The 18495-nt window shown below is 40.4% G+C and carries 18 protein-coding genes and 2 pseudogenes; 4 read left to right on the top strand and 16 right to left on the bottom strand.

Features of this window, described 5'->3' with window-relative positions; genetic code table 11:
* Positions 1 to 207 precede the first annotated feature (207 nt).
* On the top strand, positions 208 to 846 hold the full coding sequence (locus B9Z54_RS16645; RefSeq protein ID WP_113929461.1) for a lysozyme inhibitor LprI family protein: 639 nt from the start codon (positions 208 to 210) through the stop codon (positions 844 to 846).
* 110 nt (positions 847 to 956) lie between these two features.
* Here B9Z54_RS16645 and B9Z54_RS16640 read toward each other — a convergent pair whose 3' ends face one another.
* The 3 genes from B9Z54_RS16640 to B9Z54_RS16625 form a co-directional block, all read right to left on the bottom strand.
* Positions 957 to 1481 carry an NUDIX domain-containing protein gene (locus B9Z54_RS16640; RefSeq protein WP_113929460.1) on the bottom strand — a complete coding sequence of 175 codons (525 nt, stop codon included), beginning with the start codon at positions 1479 to 1481 and terminating at the stop codon, positions 957 to 959.
* A gap of 492 nt (positions 1482 to 1973) precedes the next feature.
* Positions 1974 to 2549 carry a DUF7010 family protein gene (locus B9Z54_RS16630; RefSeq protein WP_113929458.1) on the bottom strand — a complete coding sequence of 192 codons (576 nt, stop codon included), beginning with the start codon at positions 2547 to 2549 and terminating at the stop codon, positions 1974 to 1976.
* Positions 2550 to 2593: 44 nt separating this feature from the next.
* Positions 2594 to 5092, bottom strand: coding sequence for a sensor domain-containing protein (locus B9Z54_RS16625; protein ID WP_162785267.1), 2499 nt, complete (start codon positions 5090 to 5092; stop codon positions 2594 to 2596).
* A gap of 154 nt (positions 5093 to 5246) precedes the next feature.
* Here B9Z54_RS16625 and B9Z54_RS16620 point away from each other — a divergent pair, with 154 nt between their 5' ends.
* Complete coding sequence (locus B9Z54_RS16620; RefSeq protein WP_240189979.1) at positions 5247 to 5492, top strand: ATPase; 246 nt, start codon at positions 5247 to 5249, stop codon at positions 5490 to 5492.
* A gap of 313 nt (positions 5493 to 5805) precedes the next feature.
* On the opposite strand, the gene B9Z54_RS16615 is transcribed toward B9Z54_RS16620, so the two are convergent.
* The 4 genes and pseudogenes from B9Z54_RS16615 to B9Z54_RS16600 all read right to left on the bottom strand — a co-directional run bounded on the left by B9Z54_RS16615 (position 5806) and on the right by B9Z54_RS16600 (position 9985).
* Positions 5806 to 6075: a hypothetical protein gene (locus B9Z54_RS16615; protein WP_113929456.1), complete on the bottom strand. Its 270-nt coding sequence runs from the start codon at positions 6073 to 6075 to the stop codon at positions 5806 to 5808.
* A gap of 942 nt (positions 6076 to 7017) precedes the next feature.
* Positions 7018 to 7861 (bottom strand): annotated as a pseudogene (locus B9Z54_RS16610) (YitT family protein).
* Positions 7862 to 7933: 72 nt separating this feature from the next.
* The gene (locus B9Z54_RS16605) at positions 7934 to 9406 is read right to left on the bottom strand and encodes a potassium/proton antiporter (protein ID WP_113929455.1); all 1473 of its coding nucleotides are present in this window, start codon (positions 9404 to 9406) and stop codon (positions 7934 to 7936) included.
* A gap of 24 nt (positions 9407 to 9430) precedes the next feature.
* Positions 9431 to 9985, bottom strand: coding sequence for a tyrosine-type recombinase/integrase (locus B9Z54_RS16600; protein ID WP_113929454.1), 555 nt, complete (start codon positions 9983 to 9985; stop codon positions 9431 to 9433).
* A 163-nt stretch (positions 9986 to 10148) separates the two neighbouring features.
* Here B9Z54_RS16600 and B9Z54_RS16595 point away from each other — a divergent pair, with 163 nt between their 5' ends.
* Entirely contained in the window at positions 10149 to 10373 is a 225-nt protein-coding gene (locus tag B9Z54_RS16595; protein ID WP_113929453.1) for a hypothetical protein, read from the top strand.
* Positions 10374 to 11091: 718 nt separating this feature from the next.
* On the opposite strand, the gene B9Z54_RS26240 is transcribed toward B9Z54_RS16595, so the two are convergent.
* The 4 genes and pseudogenes from B9Z54_RS26240 to B9Z54_RS16580 form a co-directional block, all read right to left on the bottom strand.
* Positions 11092 to 11220 (bottom strand): hypothetical protein, encoded by a 129-nt coding sequence (locus tag B9Z54_RS26240; RefSeq protein WP_275887820.1) that lies wholly within the window; start codon positions 11218 to 11220, stop codon positions 11092 to 11094.
* 127 nt (positions 11221 to 11347) lie between these two features.
* Positions 11348 to 11644 carry a hypothetical protein gene (locus tag B9Z54_RS16590; RefSeq protein ID WP_113929452.1) on the bottom strand — a complete coding sequence of 99 codons (297 nt, stop codon included), beginning with the start codon at positions 11642 to 11644 and terminating at the stop codon, positions 11348 to 11350.
* 395 nt (positions 11645 to 12039) lie between these two features.
* Entirely contained in the window at positions 12040 to 12261 is a 222-nt protein-coding gene (locus tag B9Z54_RS16585) for a helix-turn-helix domain-containing protein (RefSeq protein ID WP_113929451.1), read from the bottom strand.
* Positions 12262 to 12271: 10 nt separating this feature from the next.
* A pseudogene (locus B9Z54_RS16580) lies at positions 12272 to 12750 on the bottom strand (DUF2975 domain-containing protein).
* A gap of 311 nt (positions 12751 to 13061) precedes the next feature.
* Between B9Z54_RS16580 and B9Z54_RS16575 the strand changes: the two are divergent.
* Complete coding sequence (locus B9Z54_RS16575) at positions 13062 to 13184, top strand: YjcZ family sporulation protein (protein WP_113929450.1); 123 nt, start codon at positions 13062 to 13064, stop codon at positions 13182 to 13184.
* Between the two features lie 309 nt (positions 13185 to 13493).
* Here the strand turns inward: B9Z54_RS16575 and B9Z54_RS16570 are convergent, their stop codons facing one another.
* The 5 genes from B9Z54_RS16570 to B9Z54_RS16550 all read right to left on the bottom strand — a co-directional run bounded on the left by B9Z54_RS16570 (position 13494) and on the right by B9Z54_RS16550 (position 18433).
* Complete coding sequence (locus B9Z54_RS16570; RefSeq protein WP_113929449.1) at positions 13494 to 13625, bottom strand: YjcZ family sporulation protein; 132 nt, start codon at positions 13623 to 13625, stop codon at positions 13494 to 13496.
* 309 nt (positions 13626 to 13934) lie between these two features.
* The gene (locus B9Z54_RS16565) at positions 13935 to 14231 is read right to left on the bottom strand and encodes a hypothetical protein (RefSeq protein WP_240189978.1); all 297 of its coding nucleotides are present in this window, start codon (positions 14229 to 14231) and stop codon (positions 13935 to 13937) included.
* Between the two features lie 84 nt (positions 14232 to 14315).
* Complete coding sequence (locus B9Z54_RS16560) at positions 14316 to 14846, bottom strand: GNAT family N-acetyltransferase (protein ID WP_113929447.1); 531 nt, start codon at positions 14844 to 14846, stop codon at positions 14316 to 14318.
* A gap of 174 nt (positions 14847 to 15020) precedes the next feature.
* Complete coding sequence (locus B9Z54_RS16555) at positions 15021 to 15944, bottom strand: YwaF family protein (protein ID WP_240189977.1); 924 nt, start codon at positions 15942 to 15944, stop codon at positions 15021 to 15023.
* A 1061-nt stretch (positions 15945 to 17005) separates the two neighbouring features.
* Entirely contained in the window at positions 17006 to 18433 is a 1428-nt protein-coding gene (locus B9Z54_RS16550) for a hypothetical protein (protein ID WP_113929446.1), read from the bottom strand.
* Positions 18434 to 18495: the final 62 nt, after the last annotated feature.

Genomic DNA, 18495 nt, shown 5'->3' with positions numbered 1-18495 from the left:
GCAGCTCCTCACTTCGAGCTAGTGGGTACGAGAGTTATGTTCTTCCCTCTCCCTTCCGAAAACCAAGTTACCTTTAATGAACATATAACTTCACAAACTTTTATAAATTTCAATATACACTTTTATGTTAGTATTACATTTGTTAGAGAAATTCCATTTGACTGCCAAAGTAGAAGGAATTTCCGCAAATACATAGGGGGTCTTTAAATGAACTCACGAAAGCTTATTATCCTGACACTGTCACTGCCGCTCTTGTTAGCTGCCTGCGGTAATTCAACCGAAGAGTCGAATGCTTCGCCTGGCAACCAAAATTCCGATATCAGCTCTTCTCAAAATGCTGCTGATGACGCAGCTGATACTGATAAAAATGAAGGAGCTTCAGAATCGACACCGGATTCTGATGAAGAAAAAGAACAAACTGAGCAAAGTAATACATCTGACGAATCAAGTAGTGAAGGGACAGAACAAGCCACTGACGAAAATGTGACGGCTGAAAAAACGAAGACAGAATACCTTGAAAAACTTAGCAAGATGGAAGAAGAAGACCGTTATGCAGAAGCTAAAGATACGATGGTTGAGATGGAAGAACAAGAGCAGGAACGGTTTAAGAAGTGGGACAATGAGATGAATGAAATCTATGGAATTCTGCAGGAGCAGCTTAGGCAGGAAGAGATGGACAGCCTGAGAGAAGAACAACGGGAATGGGTCGACCAAAGAGATGTTAAAGCTAAAGAAGCATCCCTGAAGTATGAAGGAGGCTCCACGGAGACTCTGGAATATATAGCGACACAGGCTACTCTCACTAGAGAAAGAGCCTACGTGTTAGTCTCGCAATATCTGAAGTAAAAAATGGTAGATTTCAACCTGCACTTTTGCACGTTAGAGCACGAAGAGGGACTGTCCCTTTTCGTGCTTTAACGCGTAGAAGACTCCCTCCATTCATCCTTCACAGAAATTCATGCCTTTGCTTCTTTCAACCTTTTTAGAACCAGGGTTTCACGTTTCAGCCATGAGTTGTTTTTTGTATTATGTATCAGTGCCTCATTTAAAACTATTGCTTCCTCTACTGTTATCCACACTGGTACAAAGTCCAGATCTGCTTCGTATTCATCCAAATTCATTGTATCCGTTTCTTCACTTGCTAATCTACAAAGATAATAGGTTGAAGACATACTAAATAAACAATTGCTTACAAACTCATCGGATTTTTCTTCAAGGACCCTTCCCAGGTTTTTTATCACCTCAATGTTTGTATATCCCGTTTCCTCTGCAACCTCGCGCTTCAACGCTTGTGAATGGGTCTCGTCACCTTCCATCCCGCCGCCTGGAAATTTATAATCTCCTTTTCGTGATTGGACTAAAAGAATTTTATTATCTTTTAAGATGACTGCACGTACAGCCTCTCTCTTATTGATCTTGTGATAGTCTTGTTTTAAAAGTGGTTCTTCGAGTTTAATAGTAAAAGTTAGCGCTTCTTTCATGTCATTGTTCTCCTAAGAATATGATTGCTGAAACTACATAATAAGTATTTGGTTTTACTGAAACAGATTGGCAGACTGTAAGATTAAATAATTCTTGCTTTATAATGAAAGCATCTCCCAATTCCAACCATCCCCTGCCAATGTATTACTTTGGGTTACTATCTAAAATTTATTTCGGAAAGGAACTGATTTTTTGCTAGCATTCCTGAACAATCTCTTTGAACTATCTGCAGTAATCCTGCTTCTATGTTCATTCTACTTTTACCGAAAAGTTAAAAAAATGAAGAGGAAAGGAGAATTGACTGCTTTTGAAGGTTCAATTCTTATCATTGCCAGAACTGCCATTTTTCTATGTGCAGGAAGTTATCTGCTTCTTTTCTTAGACCGAATTTCATGAGCCTCTATAATTCCAATACATAAAGGAAGCTTCAAAAGAAGGAGAAAAAGGGTTAAAATCACGTATGATTTTAACCCTTCAATTCTATAGCTGAATTACACTGTTCCTTCTATTGGAGGAGTTAAATCCGCCTTTCCTTCTTTCAATTCCTTCAATATCAGGAAGACACCCAAAAGATAAGTAAGGGAAATCGCAATGGGAACGATGGTGAACGCCTGATCTGTTAATAATCCGCCTAAAGCGAGTGACAGCAGGCAGACCCCTAAAGTAACTACCAAGTAAGCCTTACTTTTGTAAATCCACATATAAGGAAGGAAATGCGAGCCTGCCAGTAATCCAATGGTAAATGGCAGATACTGCGGAATATGGGAATGAACAAGGATAAAGACCGGAATAAAGAAAGCTTGAGGAAAAGCAACGATTCCTCCCAATGTGGCTAACTCGTTCTTGGACGTGAATAGATTGGCACCCAACAGCTTGGAGAGTAATAACCCCAAAGGAAAAATTGCGCCCAAACCGAAAATCCAGATTAATTGGACTGCTTCGATGGGCAGGAAGAAAGGCAGAAACGTGAATACAAAAAATACGATCGACCCTGCCAGCAGGATCGGATATCCTTTTTTCGATTCTTTGATCACCTCAAACTGCAACTGTTCCAGCGACTTATTCATCTTGCACCTCACAAATATTATTTCCAGCATATTCCTAATATACTTTATTTCTGAGACCTTTGTATATACCTTTTCACCATCATTTTTTCAAATTCGCTGCCCGCTATCGGCTTGCTGTAGATGTATCCCTGGATATGGTCACAATTATTGTGGTGCAGGAAATCAAGCTGCTCTTCCGATTCCACTCCTTCTGCTACCACATTGAGTCCAAGGCCATGTGCCAGTTCAATCAGGGATTTCGTGATGACGGAATCTTCCCTTTTTACTGGAACATTTTTAATGAAGGATTGGTCGATTTTCAGAGTATCGAATTTAAAATTTTGCAATTGCGACAAAGCGGAATATCCTGTACCGAAATCATCCAAAGATATTTTTACTCCCATGGCTTTAAGAGATGACATCGTTTTCTGGACAATTTCAGAGTAATGAATCAAAGAAGTTTCAGTTATCTCCAGCTCGATCCACGCTGGGTCAATATCGAACCGGGCTACATTGGATTGGACCAGCTCGACCACATCCTTCTTTAAGAAATGCTGCGGAGATATATTAATGGATATCGGAACGATCGGCAGTCCATTTTTCGACCATTCCTTTAATTGCCGGCAGACATCCTGCAAAACCCAAATCCCGATTTCGGTAATGAATCCACTGTCTTCCGCAATGGGAATGAATTCAGCAGGAGAAATTTTTCCCCATTCTTCATGCTCCCACCTGAGCAGCGCTTCAGCTCCTATGATTTCCTCCGTTTTCACATTCACCTTCGGCTGAAAATGCACCCTGAACTGATCTTGTTGGACCGCTATCCTCATGTCCCTCTCCAGACAATACTTCCGGTAGGATTCCTGGTTCATCTCCCTGGTATAAATCTGGTATGTATTCTTGCCATTTCCCTTGGCATACGATAAGGCGGTATCAGCGTTTTTCACAAGAGAGTCAGCGTCCTCCCCATCCTTTGGAAAAATACTAATGCCGATACTGGTTGAAATAAACAAATCATAGTCACCATATTGAAAAGGTTTTTCTAAAATGTCAATAAGCTGCTGTGCCACGTTCACTGGTTCATCAGGAGTTCTCAATTCCGGCAGGCAGACGGCAAACTCATCTCCGCTAAGCCTTGCGACAAATTGGTTTCCTGATCGATTCCTCAGCCTTTCTGTCACCTGCTTCAAGAGTTCGTCACCGACAAAATGTCCGAGGCGGTCATTGATGAATTTAAAACGATCGAGATCCATATATAGGAGCGCGAATGGCTGCTCGCTCTTCCGGTGATATTCGATTTGTTCTTCAATGTATTCTTCAAATCGTCTTCTGTTCGGAAGCTGGGTCAAGTAATCATGAAATGCCGCGTTATGAAGCTTTTCTTCCGACTTTTTCTTGTCTGTGATATCCCACATGATTCCATCCAGACGGATCAGGTTTCCCTCCTTATCACAGGTAGGAATGGCTTTGACATCAATCCATTTTAAGTCACCACAGAAATGGCGCAGACGGTACTGTTCAAAAATCTCTTTGCCCATTCGGATATCGGCGATGATGGCGCGGATTTTCTTGGCATCTTCATGATAGATAATTTCATCCCAGAGTGAGGGTGTTCTAATAAGGTCTTCCAATTTATAGCCGCACACATCTTCAAATTCATCTGAACAGAACAAAACTTTCCTGTTCCGTATATCTATGGACCAAATGATTTCATTCAAGCTGTTAAAAATCATTTCAGCCTGTGCCTCACTTTGTTGAAGCTTTGCCTCTGTCCGCTTATATTCAGTAATATCATGAACAGTACCTATCATCCGTGTCACTGTGCCATCCTCATCTACAATAGTATTCCCCTGTTCATGGACAATTCGTTCAACTCCGTCTCTTCTAACTATTCTATATTCCATACTGAAACATGCTCCTGTATAAAAAGCATTCATGCAGGCCTCTTTAAACACTTCTTTATCCTCAGGGTGCACCATCGAATAATAATTTTCTAAAGAAGGAGTAACATTTCCGTTATTCTCCAAACCGTAAATCCGATACAACTGCTCGGACCAATACGCATCCTGTGTTTCTACATCATACTCCCAGTTACCGACGTTTCCAACAACTTGGACAAAATCGAGATCCTCCTGGGTCCGAGAAAGTTTTTCTTCAAACAATTTAAATTCTGTGGCATCCCTAGCGATCCCAAACACACCAGTTATTCCGCTTCCATCATTGATAGGCGAATGGGTCATTCGCAGATCCACCCTGTCACCCGAATCGCAGCTAAACTCCACATCGTAACTGACTGTTTCTCCTGATAGAGCTAATTCGAATTTTTCTCTGGCCGTTTCCTGATAATCAGATGCCAGAAAACGAAAAAAAGGTCCGGCCAATTCATCTTCGGAAAGACCTGTATATTTCAAAAAGGCATTATTGGATTCCACAATGTTCCCTTTGCTATCCAAAACAAAAACCACATCCTGGTGATTGTGAAAGAAAGCCTTATATATATTATGCAGATTCCTGGCAGCTCCAGTCCTCTTCCCCTTTTTAATGTCATTATTATTTTTGGACACTAACATAAACCCCTTTTGCAGCAGCTAGTATAGTAGTACTTAGAAGAAAAAAATCTGGTATTCTATCTATATATCGTTCTCTTTCTAGGATTTTTTACCCATATTTCTCATAAAAGATATAAAATAGAATTACCTTAAAAGGAAAAGGAATTCCTTGGAAGTTATCAAAACTATTGGAAAAGAAATGGAGGGAAGAACATTGAAACGTGACTGGATTCCACTGATCGTCTCATTTGCCACAATGACTGTACTTTACCTCATAGGATACTTTGCAAGGATTGAAGTTCTAACATTCAAACTTTCATTCTCCTATACTGAAATATCACTGGTGCCGATTGCTGCAGGATTTGCAGCGGGCATGATTAGTCAGTGGGTTTTGAAAGAGAAGGTTGAGGCATAAGGGTTTTTCAGCAGAGTTAGAGGTCGCTTAGTATATTTAGCAGGGTTGATGGGCAGTGATGTTTCTTTCAATATCTTCTAGCTTTAGTGTGTAACAGGTTTAAACGGACAAGGCTTTTCCACTACTTTTGTTTTCATTAAGTTTTTAAACTCCATATAGAAATATGGAACCGCGTTTATAGTGTTAGCATGGACTCGCAGCCATTGGGAAAGCTCTTCATGCTCTTGGCTCCCAGCCTTTTTCTAAAGATTTCTTAAAGAGGGTCCTATAAAAATAGACTCGTCTATTGACGAGCCTGGTTGAATCTATTTTCCTAGTTTCGGGAATCTTTTTTTCGGCGAATAACAAAAAATGACACGATTCCCATGGCGATAATGATGATCAAAAAACTGATACCTAAAACATATGAAATTGAAAAACCTCGGAATAATTGAAACCAATACAATACAAAAATAAAAACTAAACTGAAATATCCATTTCTTTTGCTTTTGAGATAGATAGAAGAAAAAATAGCCATCAGCAGTGACACCTGTATTAAATGAGATGCAGTCATCATTAGAAACATACCTGTACTGATATTCAAAATGTCCACTCCTATTCTTACAGTATTTTAATTGATGTACTTAATAGGCTGCTATTTAAGCAGATTTCGAATGAGAACGCCATAAGCAAGAAGATTGTTCTATACAAAACTTCTTGAGGCCTTTCTTTTCAAACTTCGTGCGGCTTGGGTCTCTAAGAGCTTTCTTTAGGCCCATTACTCTCATTTTTCGAACGCCTCGGGTCTCTAGAAGCTCCCTAGAGACCTCTTATTCTCATTTTTTAACATCCTCGGGTCTCTAAAAGTTTCCTTGAGACCCATCATTCTTATTTTTCAACATCCTTGGGTCTCTAGAAGCTCCCTTGAGACCCTCTATCATATTTTTTCAACATCCTCGGGTCTCTAGAAGCTTCCTTGAGACCCATCATACACATTTTTCAACATTCTCGGGTCTCTAGAAGCTCCCTTGAGACCTTCTCTTTTCATTTTTCAAAATTCCTGGGTCTCTAGAAGCCTCCTTGAGACCCTCTTTCTCATTTTTAACATCCTCGGGTCTCTAGAAGCTTCCTTGAGACCTTCTTTTCTCACTTTTTAACATCCTCGGGTCTCTAGAAGCTCTCTTGCGACCTTCTCTTTTCATTTTTCAAAATTCTTGGGTCTCTAGAAGCCTCCTTGAGACCCTCTATCATATTTTTTCAACATCCTCGGGTCTTTAGAAGCTACCTTGAGACCCATCATACACATTTTTCAACATTCTCGGGTCTCTAGAAGCTCCCTTGAGACCCAATCTCCTCATTCTCCAACATCCTTGGGTCTCTAGAACCTTCCTTGAGACCCTCTCTCAACATTTTCCAAAAGCCTTGGGTCTCTAGAAGTCTACTTGAGACCCATCATACACACTTTTCAACCGCACGGGTCTCTAGAAGCTCCAAAGACATTTCTAAATAAAAAACTCGCCAATTTAGACGAGTTTTAAAGGTCCCATTAGTGGATATCCCTCTTTTTAAACCTGCCGCCGCGGACTTCATTGATATCGGCGACTGCCAGGAACGCTGTGGGATCCATCTCTTCGACAATGGATTTAAGTTTGGCTTCTTCGAGACGTGTGACGATACAAAAGATTACTTTTTATCGTCTCCGGAATAACCGCCTTCTCCTTTGAGATAGGTAACTCCACGGCCGAGCCTTGCCAAAATTGCATCTCCGATTTCCTGGTCTTTATCACTGATAATCCAGGCGGATTTCGATTCATCGAATCCATCAATGACAATGTCGATGGTTTTAAATGCGATGACATAAGCGAGTACCGAATACATCGCCCTGTCCCAGCCGAGGACAAATCCTCCCCAGGTGAAAATGAACACGTTGAACAGCATGATGAATTCGCCGACGGAAAAGGAAACCTTTTATTCAAAAGAATGGCCAGTATTTCACTGCCATCAAGTGCGCCTCCGTATCGGATGACCAGTCCGACTCCCGCTCCCAGGACAATTCCACCGAACACTGTGGCAAGCAGCATATCGGATGTGAAAGCTGCTACAGTATGAAGGTAATTGGTTGCCAGAGAAAGAATCGTAATCCCAAAGACCGTGGAAACCGCGAATGTCTTTCCGATTTGCTTATACCCCAGAAAGAAAAACGGGATGTTCAATAGGAAAATAAATACACCCAGTTTTATGCCTGTCAGGTTGTATAATATGATGGAAATACCGACAATCCCGCCGTCCATGATCATATTGGGAACAAGGAAAACTTCGATTCCCAATGCCATCATGATGGCTCCCAATAAGACGAAAAAGGCTCGTTTGATGATTTTCTTTGTACTCATTTTCTGGTGCTGCAGTTCTGATTTTAACTGCTGCTTTATCGCTTCATCGTTCATTCATTTCTCCCCCCGTTATTAATCTTCAATATTTAGCATTTTCTTTAATTCTCTCTTGCTGCTTCTGGATACTAGAATATAAAGGACATCTCCCTTTTCAATGACTGTTTCCCCAAAAGGTGTAACCAACTCACTGCCCCTTATGATGGCATTGATCAATACGTCTTTTGGAAAATCAATCTGTATCAAGCTTTTGCCGACGATAGGCGTTTCTTCGTTTGCTTCGACTTCGATGATTTCAGCATTGGCTTTCCCGATTGAAACCAATTCCAGTGAATGGACGGGCTCTACTTTTTTCGGACCGGTTAACCCGAGTTTTTCAGCAAAAGTGGCTATTGTCGACCCTTGAATCAGCGCTGAAGTTAAGACAACGAAGAATACAACATTAAAGATCATTGGTGAGTTTTCGATTCCTGCGATTAACGGGAATGTTGCCAAAACAATCGGGACAGCACCTCTCAACCCTGCCCAGGATAGAAAAATCTTTTCCTTAACATCGAAGTCCATTTTGACTAATGAAAGAAATACAGCTGCCGGCCTTGCTATCAAGATGAGGATCGCTGACAGCAGGACCCCTTTTAATACAACATCCCAGGTAAAGAGCTGAGATGGAAACACCAATAATCCCAAGATGATGAACATAAGTATCTGCATCATCCATGCAAAGCCTTCGTTAAATTTGAATATGGAGTGCTTATAAGTCAGTTCCGAGTTTCCGATCAGCATGGCCGCTACATATACTGCTAAGAGTCCGCTGGCGTTGAACAAATCGGTTATACTGTAAGCTAAAAGAGCAAACGCCATGGCAAAAACCGGATACAGTCCACTGGAATCAAGATTAATATTATTAATCGATCGTGCTGCCAATTTTCCAAATAGGATCCCTAATATCAATCCCAGCCCCATTTGCCAGAAAAAAGAACCGATAATTAAGGGATAAGACGGGTCTTCCACGGTCAATAATTCAATAAATGATATCGTTAAAAAGACTGCCATAGGGTCATTTGTTCCCGATTCGACCTCCAAGGTTGAACCCAGTTCCCCTTTAACATTCTGTCCTTTAAGCACGGCGAATACAGCCGCGGCATCCGTCGAACCGACAATGGCACCAAAGAGGAATCCTTCCAGCCAGGAAACTCCTAATATGAGCTTCGCTGCCACTGCGACGACTGAAGTGGTGACAAGGACACCGAGTGTAGCAAGCGATAAGGCGGGCTTGGCTACAGATTTCACTGTCGAAATTTTCGTCTGCAGGCCCCCTTCAAACAAAATCATCACTAAAGCAAGAACACCTATGAGCTGTGTCAATTCAGCATTATCAAAGTAAATCAAGCCCAGCCCGTCACTTCCCGCAAGCATTCCTACAAGGATAAATAGGACAAGCGCCGGAACACCGAGCCGTGTAGAGAATTTAGTTGTAAGTACACCTGTGACCAATAACAGAGCTGCCATTAAGATGAAATAATCAGAACTGAGAATAGGATTTTCCATGAATTCCTTACGCACCTCGCTGCCTTAAAGATTAACGTCTACCCTGATTGGTTCTTCGGTATAGATGTCAATTCCGATGTATTTCAAGGTTTCCGATGCTGTAGCGTGATTGAAGATCTTTTGGAGGATGGATACTGCGATGCCTTTCTTATAAGCATGATAGCCAAATGTCTTTCGAAGAGTATGAGTGCCGATTTTCCCTTCAACCCCTGCTTCCTGCGCGGCTTTATTGATGATCCGGTATGCCTGCTGGCGGGTGATGGGAAATTCATTTTTCCTTGATTTAAAGAGGTAATCTTCTGCGTTCAAAGAGGATTCTGCCAAGTAATCAACCAGGGCAGTCCTTACGACCTTATTTAAATAAAATGAATTTTCAATCCCTGCAGCAGGAGTATAAAACTCTCTCGCCTTTTCTCCGTCCCAGACATCCTTCACTCTTACCTGAAGAAGATCACTGATCCGGATTCCGGTATTCACTCCTAACACGAAAAACAGGAAGTCCCTCTGAGAATGACAATGAAGGTATTTTTTTATTTTATGTATATGACAAGTATTTTTGATCGGCTCTACAAATTCCATTGAAGACCTCCGTTATGTTACTTAATATTAATGATACTTGATTTATGTAACATTATAAAACAATTATGCTTGAGAGTTTTTGAATAGTACCTCTAACCTTAATGTTATTATAGCAAAATGGTTTCTAATGATAGAAAATTCCAAAAAATAAGGGGTTAGGCAGATGGTGATTAATCTTTCGTTGAGGATGGCTTCAATATTGTTTACTTTGATCTTACTGATGGGATTGCCTTACTGGGCTTTTTTAAAAACAGGACGTCCATTTATGGAATGGACCCTGGTAATTGGAGTATTAATAACTACAGGCAAATTTGCTTGTCATGGTCCTGGATATAGAGCTTTAGTGGAAGACAAAGAGACAAAAGTTTTTCAATCGCCTCCATTTTGAGTTTCCCTTATCTATACTCTGGTGGTTTCATATATTACATATATCTATTACGGAGAATATTTCTAGAGTTTTTATGCTAATTCGCCATGTGGATTAATACATAATAGTCGATGCCCAACCAATGAGCCACCCCTTCAGGTTAACGAACCGTATTGGCCATTTAGAACAGTACCTGGCAAAAAAGCCCCCTGCTAAATCCTTATAACCCGTTCGGTTGAGAGAGAGAAAAAGCATATTTGCAATTGCTTTTGCAGGAGAAAATGCACAGGGTTTTGCAAGCGGTTTTGAAGTGTAAAACGAATGCGAAATTGTTTTAAAAAAAGGGGCGATGCGGATATTGATTGCAGTGCCTCTTTCTGATGTGTTATTCAATTAAAGCCGTTTAACAGAACAGTCGCATTTTCAATTAAAGTACCTCTATCCATTTACTCTTGTTTTTTTGTAACTAAAAAAGCAAGAAGAAAATTATAAAAAGCCACGAAATAGTAACCTATTTTATTGTAATTACTTTGAAACGCCATATAAGTAAAGATAAAACCTATCATCACGAGAAGTGAACTAATGATTTTATTCCTCAAACTCATAACCAATATCCTTTCTAAGTACCTTAAAATCCTAAAAGCCGAAACTCCAACCTTATAGTCTGTTTAATTAACCTGCCCTTTAATTGAAGAACAGAAAAGCGTTCGCAGTATGTTGCAAACGCCAAGTGTCTAATTCAATCCTCATTGTCATTGTTTCTTGTTTCATTCTCCAAATCCTCGGCTGATTTTGACCAATACCCAATCGCTAACCACGATACTATTGTGAGGATGGGAACTGCCAAAGCAGCAATAATTTTTATCAAAGATAACACCTCCTAAAAAGACTTTTTATAATTTTACGTATACATATTGCAAAGTTTCAGTTATTCAATAATACTGCCCAATAATTGAAAAATGCAGGGGCGACTGCTTGTTCGGCAAACGAAACCGTTAGTTATATTTCACTGCACTTTTATAATAATAAATAAAACTTAGAGCTATGGTTAAAAGAGCCGTTCCGCCGATAATGTATACTGCATCAAAGTAATGAGATTTTCCAGTTAAAACCCAAACTTGATAAGGAATAAATATAATTGCAGAAATCACTAAAACTCCCCATAATAATGATTTTGCATTTTGCTGAACATCTATTAAAGCAGAATGCTTTTTGGAATATTTAATCATAGAGACTTTTCTCAAGGCGAACAACAAAACGAAAATCGCTAAAATGAATAAAAGATAGTTCATAGAATACACCTCCTTGCAGGAACAAATTAAAACTTTATTGCCGACCTTCTTATTCAACCAGCCTGCCCTTTAATGAAATATCAGTGGTAGCCCGCCATTTAGAAAATTCTGTTAACCTTAGCTTATCATAAGCCGGGTGGTGTATTGACTCTGACGGTAAAATTGTTACATAAAACGCAGCCTAAATTGCGAGACAGCATAAATTTATGATGTACTACAAATAGGGCTGCAAATTAGCATGAAAATTCACACACATAATCACCCAAAACATTGCTGTATCAATAAAAATGGCGATACAAAATGCTATGCAAATTGTACCGCAAATTACCTTGCAATTTATTGGTTTCTCCCTCTGAACCGAACGGGGTATAAATCCTTATGCAGGGGGATTTTTCTTATCCATTCTGGTGGTCTTCATCTTTATATTCCAGGATATCCCCTGGCTGACAATCCAATGCCTTGCAAATAGCTTCCAAGGTTGAAAACCTGACCGCTTTTGCCTTCCCGTTTTTTAGAATGGAAAGATTGGCCATGGTTATTCCTACTTTTTCTGATAGTTCAGTTACACTCATCTTCCTTTTAGCCAGCATCACATCAATATTGATTATTATTGCCATAACATTCACCTCAGACCGTTAAATCATTTTCCGATTTTATATCAATGGCGTTCTTTAACAGTTTTTGAAGCACTGCAGCAAACACACCAATCACGGTTGATGCAAAGACAATGATCAACCCTATCAAGATTACACCCGGGGCATCGTCTATTTCTGCAAAGATATAGAAAAGCGGCAGGCCGGCTATATATAAAATACTAATGGAGGCGGCACATAATTTTATTTTTTCAAGGCCATTACTGATAGTTCAGAAAAAGCTTTATTTCCATCAATATACTGTAAGAGCTTAAAGGCCTGAAATAAGGCAAAGTAGAATGGAACCGCAGACCCATACATCAAAATAACAATTCCATAAAGCACCCAGCTCCACTCTGAATTGCTTTCCAATCCCCACTTTACCATGACCGGCAGAGCAAATATACATAGAGCGAGCACCGGAATTCCTATAAAAAACAGGGCTGCCTTTAAAAAAAGGGTTTCACGTTTCACATTAAGCACCTCACATTAATATTCTCAAAATGATTTTACCTTATTTTTTATCGAAAATCAATAAATATTTATTGATAATTACTCATCAATAATCACTCCCTTCTAGGTGGATAGTGTAATATTCTTGCTGTTTTAACCCGAAGTTGCTTATTAGTATTCCGGCTGAATATTAGTTTAGTAGTATGGCTATGAAATTACTGAATGAATGAAAATGTCATTATTCAATTAAATTCAAGCTAAAACATTCCTTACGAACCTCGAAGTTTGCCCCAACATACACTATTCCATGATGGAAGAAGGAGGTGTGTTGAATGGGTCAAGAAGGTTATGGATATAACGCTGGCTTCGCTTTACTTGTAGTGTTGTTCATTCTTTTGATAATCATTGGTGCTTCATGGGCTGGTGGCGGCTATGGCGGCGGTTACGGTTATTAATCATTTAAGAAAATGAACGGCAGGTCTGTTTAGGCCTGTTTTTTATGAAGCAGTAACTGACCACCTTAGGAACCCTCTTCTATGAGTACATAAGAAGAGGGTTCTTATCGAGTTTTAAAAGATGTTTTTTGAAAAGAGGCTTGTCCTTCAGGTTATCAGCCTGCTCTCTTTATGCATCATTCCATACTATGTACTATCCGATCCCATATCTCCTTTTTCAATGATGTAAAAATCCCCTTTCACTGGGGATTTTATTATTGTAAACAAAAAGAAGCCCCCGAAGGCACTCCTTTTTTGGTTTTTGGGCTTTTAGCAATTATTGCCGCCAGTATAGGCTGCTCCTACAATGATCAACAAAATGAACAGAACAACAATCAGCACAAATGTTGACCCTGCGCCGCCATAACCGCCGCCGTATCCATATCCGCCGTAACAACTCATTATTATTCCTCCTTTCTTAGAGCAATATCTCTATACTTATACAGTATGTAGCAAGGTTATATAGTGATTGTACTTATGCCCTGAAATCAGAATGCATTATTCGGTTTCTGAAATGAAGCATTATCGTTTTAAGAGGCACACCACATGAATCAGCAAACTTTATAAGCACTTAAAGAATGATCATATATCCCAGTTTAGAAAGAAATACCTCAGTAACCGGGAAAATTCCCACAAAAAGAGCCAAAGTCCCAATGAGACTTCGGCCGTTCATGAATATCTATCCCTATCAGAAAAAGTTTTTTGGAATAATCACTGAAAAAAAGGAGCCAATACCACCAGGATAACTGAACCTGAAACTAAAAGCACCGTCAAACCTCTCGATAATTTAACGTTTCCTTCTCCTCGATAGAAACCGGTAAATTGAAATTTGTTTTTGTATAAAATAAATAGAAAAATCAAAATAGCGGAACTAACTAACCACCCGCCATTGGTTCCTTCCACTTTCATCCCCAGAGCAGCGTAGACTAAATTCATCGCTCCACCTAATAAAGCGCCCAAAATCAAGAACAGGAATAGGATTCGAAATAATTCCAATAGTATCTTCATCTTGATCCTTTCTGAATAGGAAGTTGGTTGAAAAGATACTTCTATTAAACCTTCAATGCAAATTACACTAACATGAAATTGAAATCAAAATCGTAATTCCATCAGCCAGCAATCCTGGTACACTCCTTCATGCAATTCATTTTCAGGAAGCACCTTAACTTTTTTGAAGCCGCATTTTTCATAGCAGCTAATTGCCCTGGTATTTCGCACCTGTGGATCCATCACGATGATTTCCACACCTTTTTGGTTCTTCAGAAATTCAAGCATTGAGGATACCAGCAGGGTACCCACCCCTTTATTCCAAAACTCTGGCTCTCCAATGAACTGGTCAGTTCCATATACCTTTTTACCGCTGTACCCATGCTCAGCTGCCGCCTCGTGGTCCAGGGGGTAGTATTGGATGTACCCAATCGCAGTCTCATTGAACTGAACTAAGCATTTGACTTCTTCATCGTCTGAATCAAAAAACACCTGCTCAACCTTCTTCAAATCAAACGGGTTGTCCCTTCCTTCATAGAATTCCAGGACCCGCGGATCCGAAAGCCATTTTTGTAAAACGCCACTATCCTTGCTTTCCAAGGGACGAACTAGTAACGAGCCTTTTTGAAAAAGCATAATACACCTCTATACCAAGTTAGTTTTCAAGATTAATAGATATCCTAATTTTACCACATTTATAATAAATGAGAATAAAAAATATCATCCAAAAGGAAAAGCCCGCTCACCAGCGGCAATGGGTCGTAATAGTCTATTAAAAGGAGAGCAGGCCTGATTATTTTTAATGTATTCCTAGTTATCGTAAGGTGCAGGCAAGCCCCGTTTTCTTTCCCTCTCCCTCTTTTCCAAAAGGCCCATCGGCAAATAGGTTAGGAAAAACAGTAATAGGGCAGCTATTTCAAGGTTAATGTAATACCAAATACCTGAACCAAAGAAGGACAAGATGGTTTTAGATTCTGTAGGATCGGCTAAATAGAAGAAATTCGTGTCGAGAAGCAGATTGATGAAGTAAATGGGCACTGCGAGCAGATTCAGCAATAGAAAACCGGTCAGCACAGCTTTCTTCGGAACACGATATCCTTCATAAAGGATGAAATATAGCACTGACCAGGCGATGGCGGAGTGATGAAGAAAGTATTTGATAAAACGGTAATGAGGGAATTGGTAAAATACTTCAGGAGTTACCATGCTTAAGATTGGCGGAAGAAATCCGATAAAAAACAACAAGTAAAACGCTTTCTTATTCGGGTTAAAGAATAAGAAAATAGCAATAAATGTACTAATCGAACATAAGTGAAGAGGCAAGTTTCCCAATTCCCACTGATTGGTGGTAATCACCCAGATTTGTGCAGAAATCTCACTAAGGACTAATATGCTGACTAGTGTCCACTTGATGAATGACTGATGAGGCCTTAAGACATCCCTGAAGACGACCATCCATATTGATACCGCCCCAAAAAGCAAAAGCACAGTGATATGAGGGACTGAAAATAATTCAAAAGTGCGCATCTCCGTTACCGAAAACATCATGCCACCCCTATCCCTTTTAAATGTGGTTATCAGGAATAGTTTATTCGGTGCAGCCTGCACTTTAGAAATTGTCCGGATGCAGTATTTCTCTTTTATATATAAAGACTGCAGTTCTGCGCAGACATGCAGCCACAGAGCGAACCTGGTTACATGAGTAGCTCTTTTTTTGCCAAGACATGTATCCATACAGCGACTCTGGGTACATGAGTGACTTCTTTTCTGCAAAGACATGTATCCAGACAGCGACTCTGGGTACATGAGTGACTCCTTTTCAGCGGAGTTATGTATCCACTAGGCGACTCTGGGTACATGAGTGGCTCTTTTTTAGCGGACTCATGTATCCACTAAGCCAATCTGGATACATGAGCGACTCTATTTCTGCCAAGACATGTATCCATTCAGCGACTCTGGGTACATGAGTGGCTCTTTTTTAGCGGACTCATGTATCCACTAAGCCACTCTGGATACATGAGCGACTCTTTTTAAGCCAAGACATGTCCCCACTATGGCCACCTGGGTACATGAGTGACTCTTTTTCTTGCCAAGACATGTATCCACTAGGCGACTCTGGATACATGAGCGACTCTTTTTAAGCCAAGACATGTCCCCACTATGGCCACCTGGATACATGAGTGACTCTTTTTCAGCCAAGACGTGTATCCACTAGACCACGTTGATTACATGAGTGACTCTTTTTCTGTCAAGACGTGTATCCACTAAGCCAACTTGGATACATAAGTCACTCTTTTTCAGCCAAGACATGTATCCAGACAGCGACTCTGGATACATGAGTGGCTCTTTTTCACAGGACTCATGTATACACTAAGCCACTCTGGATACATGAGTGGCTCTTTTTCACAGGACTCATTTACCCACTAAGCGATCCTGGATACATAAGTCACTCTTTTTCAGCCAAGACATGTATCCAGACAGCGACTCTGGATACATGAGTGGCTCTTTTTCACAGGACTCATTTACCCACTAAGCGATCCTGGATACATAAGTCACTCTTTTTCAGCCAAGACGTGTATCCACTAGACCACGTTGGATACATGAGCGACTCTTTTTCAGCCAAGACATGTATCCAGACAGCGACTCTGGATACATAAGTCACTCTTTTTCAGCAAAGACATGTATCCACTAAGCCAATCTAGATACATGAGTTACTCTACTTCTGCAAAGACATGTAACGACGAGTTTTGCCGTAACAGCTCTCCCTCATGAGATAACCCGCGGCTTCATCTATATCAATTACTCTCTTTTATAATTCCTGTTTCAACATAACTGACTTCCCCTGTGTGCGCATTGACCTTCTCGATGTGCCCTTTTTCACCCGGAAAATCAACCAAGTAGCAAAGTGTAAATACCTCTGCGTCATCAAAATTCTTTACACAGCGGGCGAGCTTCATTTCCATTTCATCAAAAACCCTGTCTTCCGCTTCTTGTAAGGTTATCAGTGGTTTCATATCCAACTTTTCCAACTTGGCAGCCTGCTCAGGACTTAAACGAGTAACCGAGCACTCCCTAATCAGCCCCGTGTAAAGTCCCACGTGGACATAAGCTTCCATCCCTTCAAGTCTAAATCCATGATGTACTCGGTAAAATGAGAACAATTGGGTGGGTTCAGGTTCAGGATAAATCTCATCTTCTTCTATTCCTTTAGGAGCATCCTCACAAAAGCCATCTACCTCTTCAGTGAACTCCACTAAGATTGGTTTCTCCAATACAAATTTTTCATGTATTGTTCCTTCTGCCAGTTCCAGAATTTCCAATGCTCTCTTTTTCAGCATCTCCATTGATAGGGGAAATGCATCTTTCTGCTTTTCAAAAGTCACATTAGAAAAACTGAAATGACCGGTTTCGTTGGAGGTTATAGAAATAAGCGCTTCTGCCTCCTCATTTTCAGTTGTATCGGCAGCCGGATCTATCCAGATGACTGAACCCTCTTCGTCTGCTCTTTTTTCCAAGTCATCATTTACTCCAAGCATTTCTTCTACTGAACTGGTTGGCTGTACCAAGGGAATGTTTTCAGTGGAGAGTTCTTCAGTTCCCAAAAATTCAGCTGCTCTTTCAATTCTCCCATCCACACCAATGCTCATGATGTCGTGGCTCGGACGATAAATCAACTCGGGACGTGATTCATCTTCATCCAAGAAAGGGATGTGAAGTCCCAGTTCAACATAATTCGCTTTTCTCAAGGTCCTTTTTGCTTCCTCACTGGAAATCTTGATATCCGGATATTCCAGCCTAAATTCCGTTTGACCTATGTGGGCTGATGTTAGAATCCCGTCGCTTGTATAATTGAGGGTGAAACCGGTATGAGGAAGCTGCAGCCCCAGCGTTGGGTCACGTTCTTCATAGGTGACCATAAAATGATTCTCACTCCATTCATTCAGCATGCTAAAGTGGACGTCGCGCTCTATAAATGTATCCGCAAACAATTGTGCCGTTTCAAGCATTTTATTTTTATTGGGCGGGTTTACAAATTGCTTTTCCTCCCCATCGTCGGCCTCAAGCCTTTCGAAACCCGTGAACCTGCCATCTTCAAAATGAACATATCCCAAGACATCTCCTGATTCCACATTGACAATTTCATTGAATGTTTCATCTTCGAAAATTTTGATCACGGGACTTCCTTCTAAAAACGGCTGCAGCTTTTCAACGAACTTAATCATGATGACACTCCTTTGAGTTAATTTTTAAAAAGCCGCCTTTTTACAAGGGCTTTACTTTCTGG

The sequence above is a fragment of the Bacillus sp. P14.5 genome, from assembly GCF_003316765.1.
Classification (GTDB): Bacteria; Bacillota; Bacilli; order Bacillales; family Bacillaceae_B; genus Rossellomorea.
Note: the sequence above shows the minus strand (reverse complement) of the source record. Positions and strands in the feature narration are given on the sequence as shown.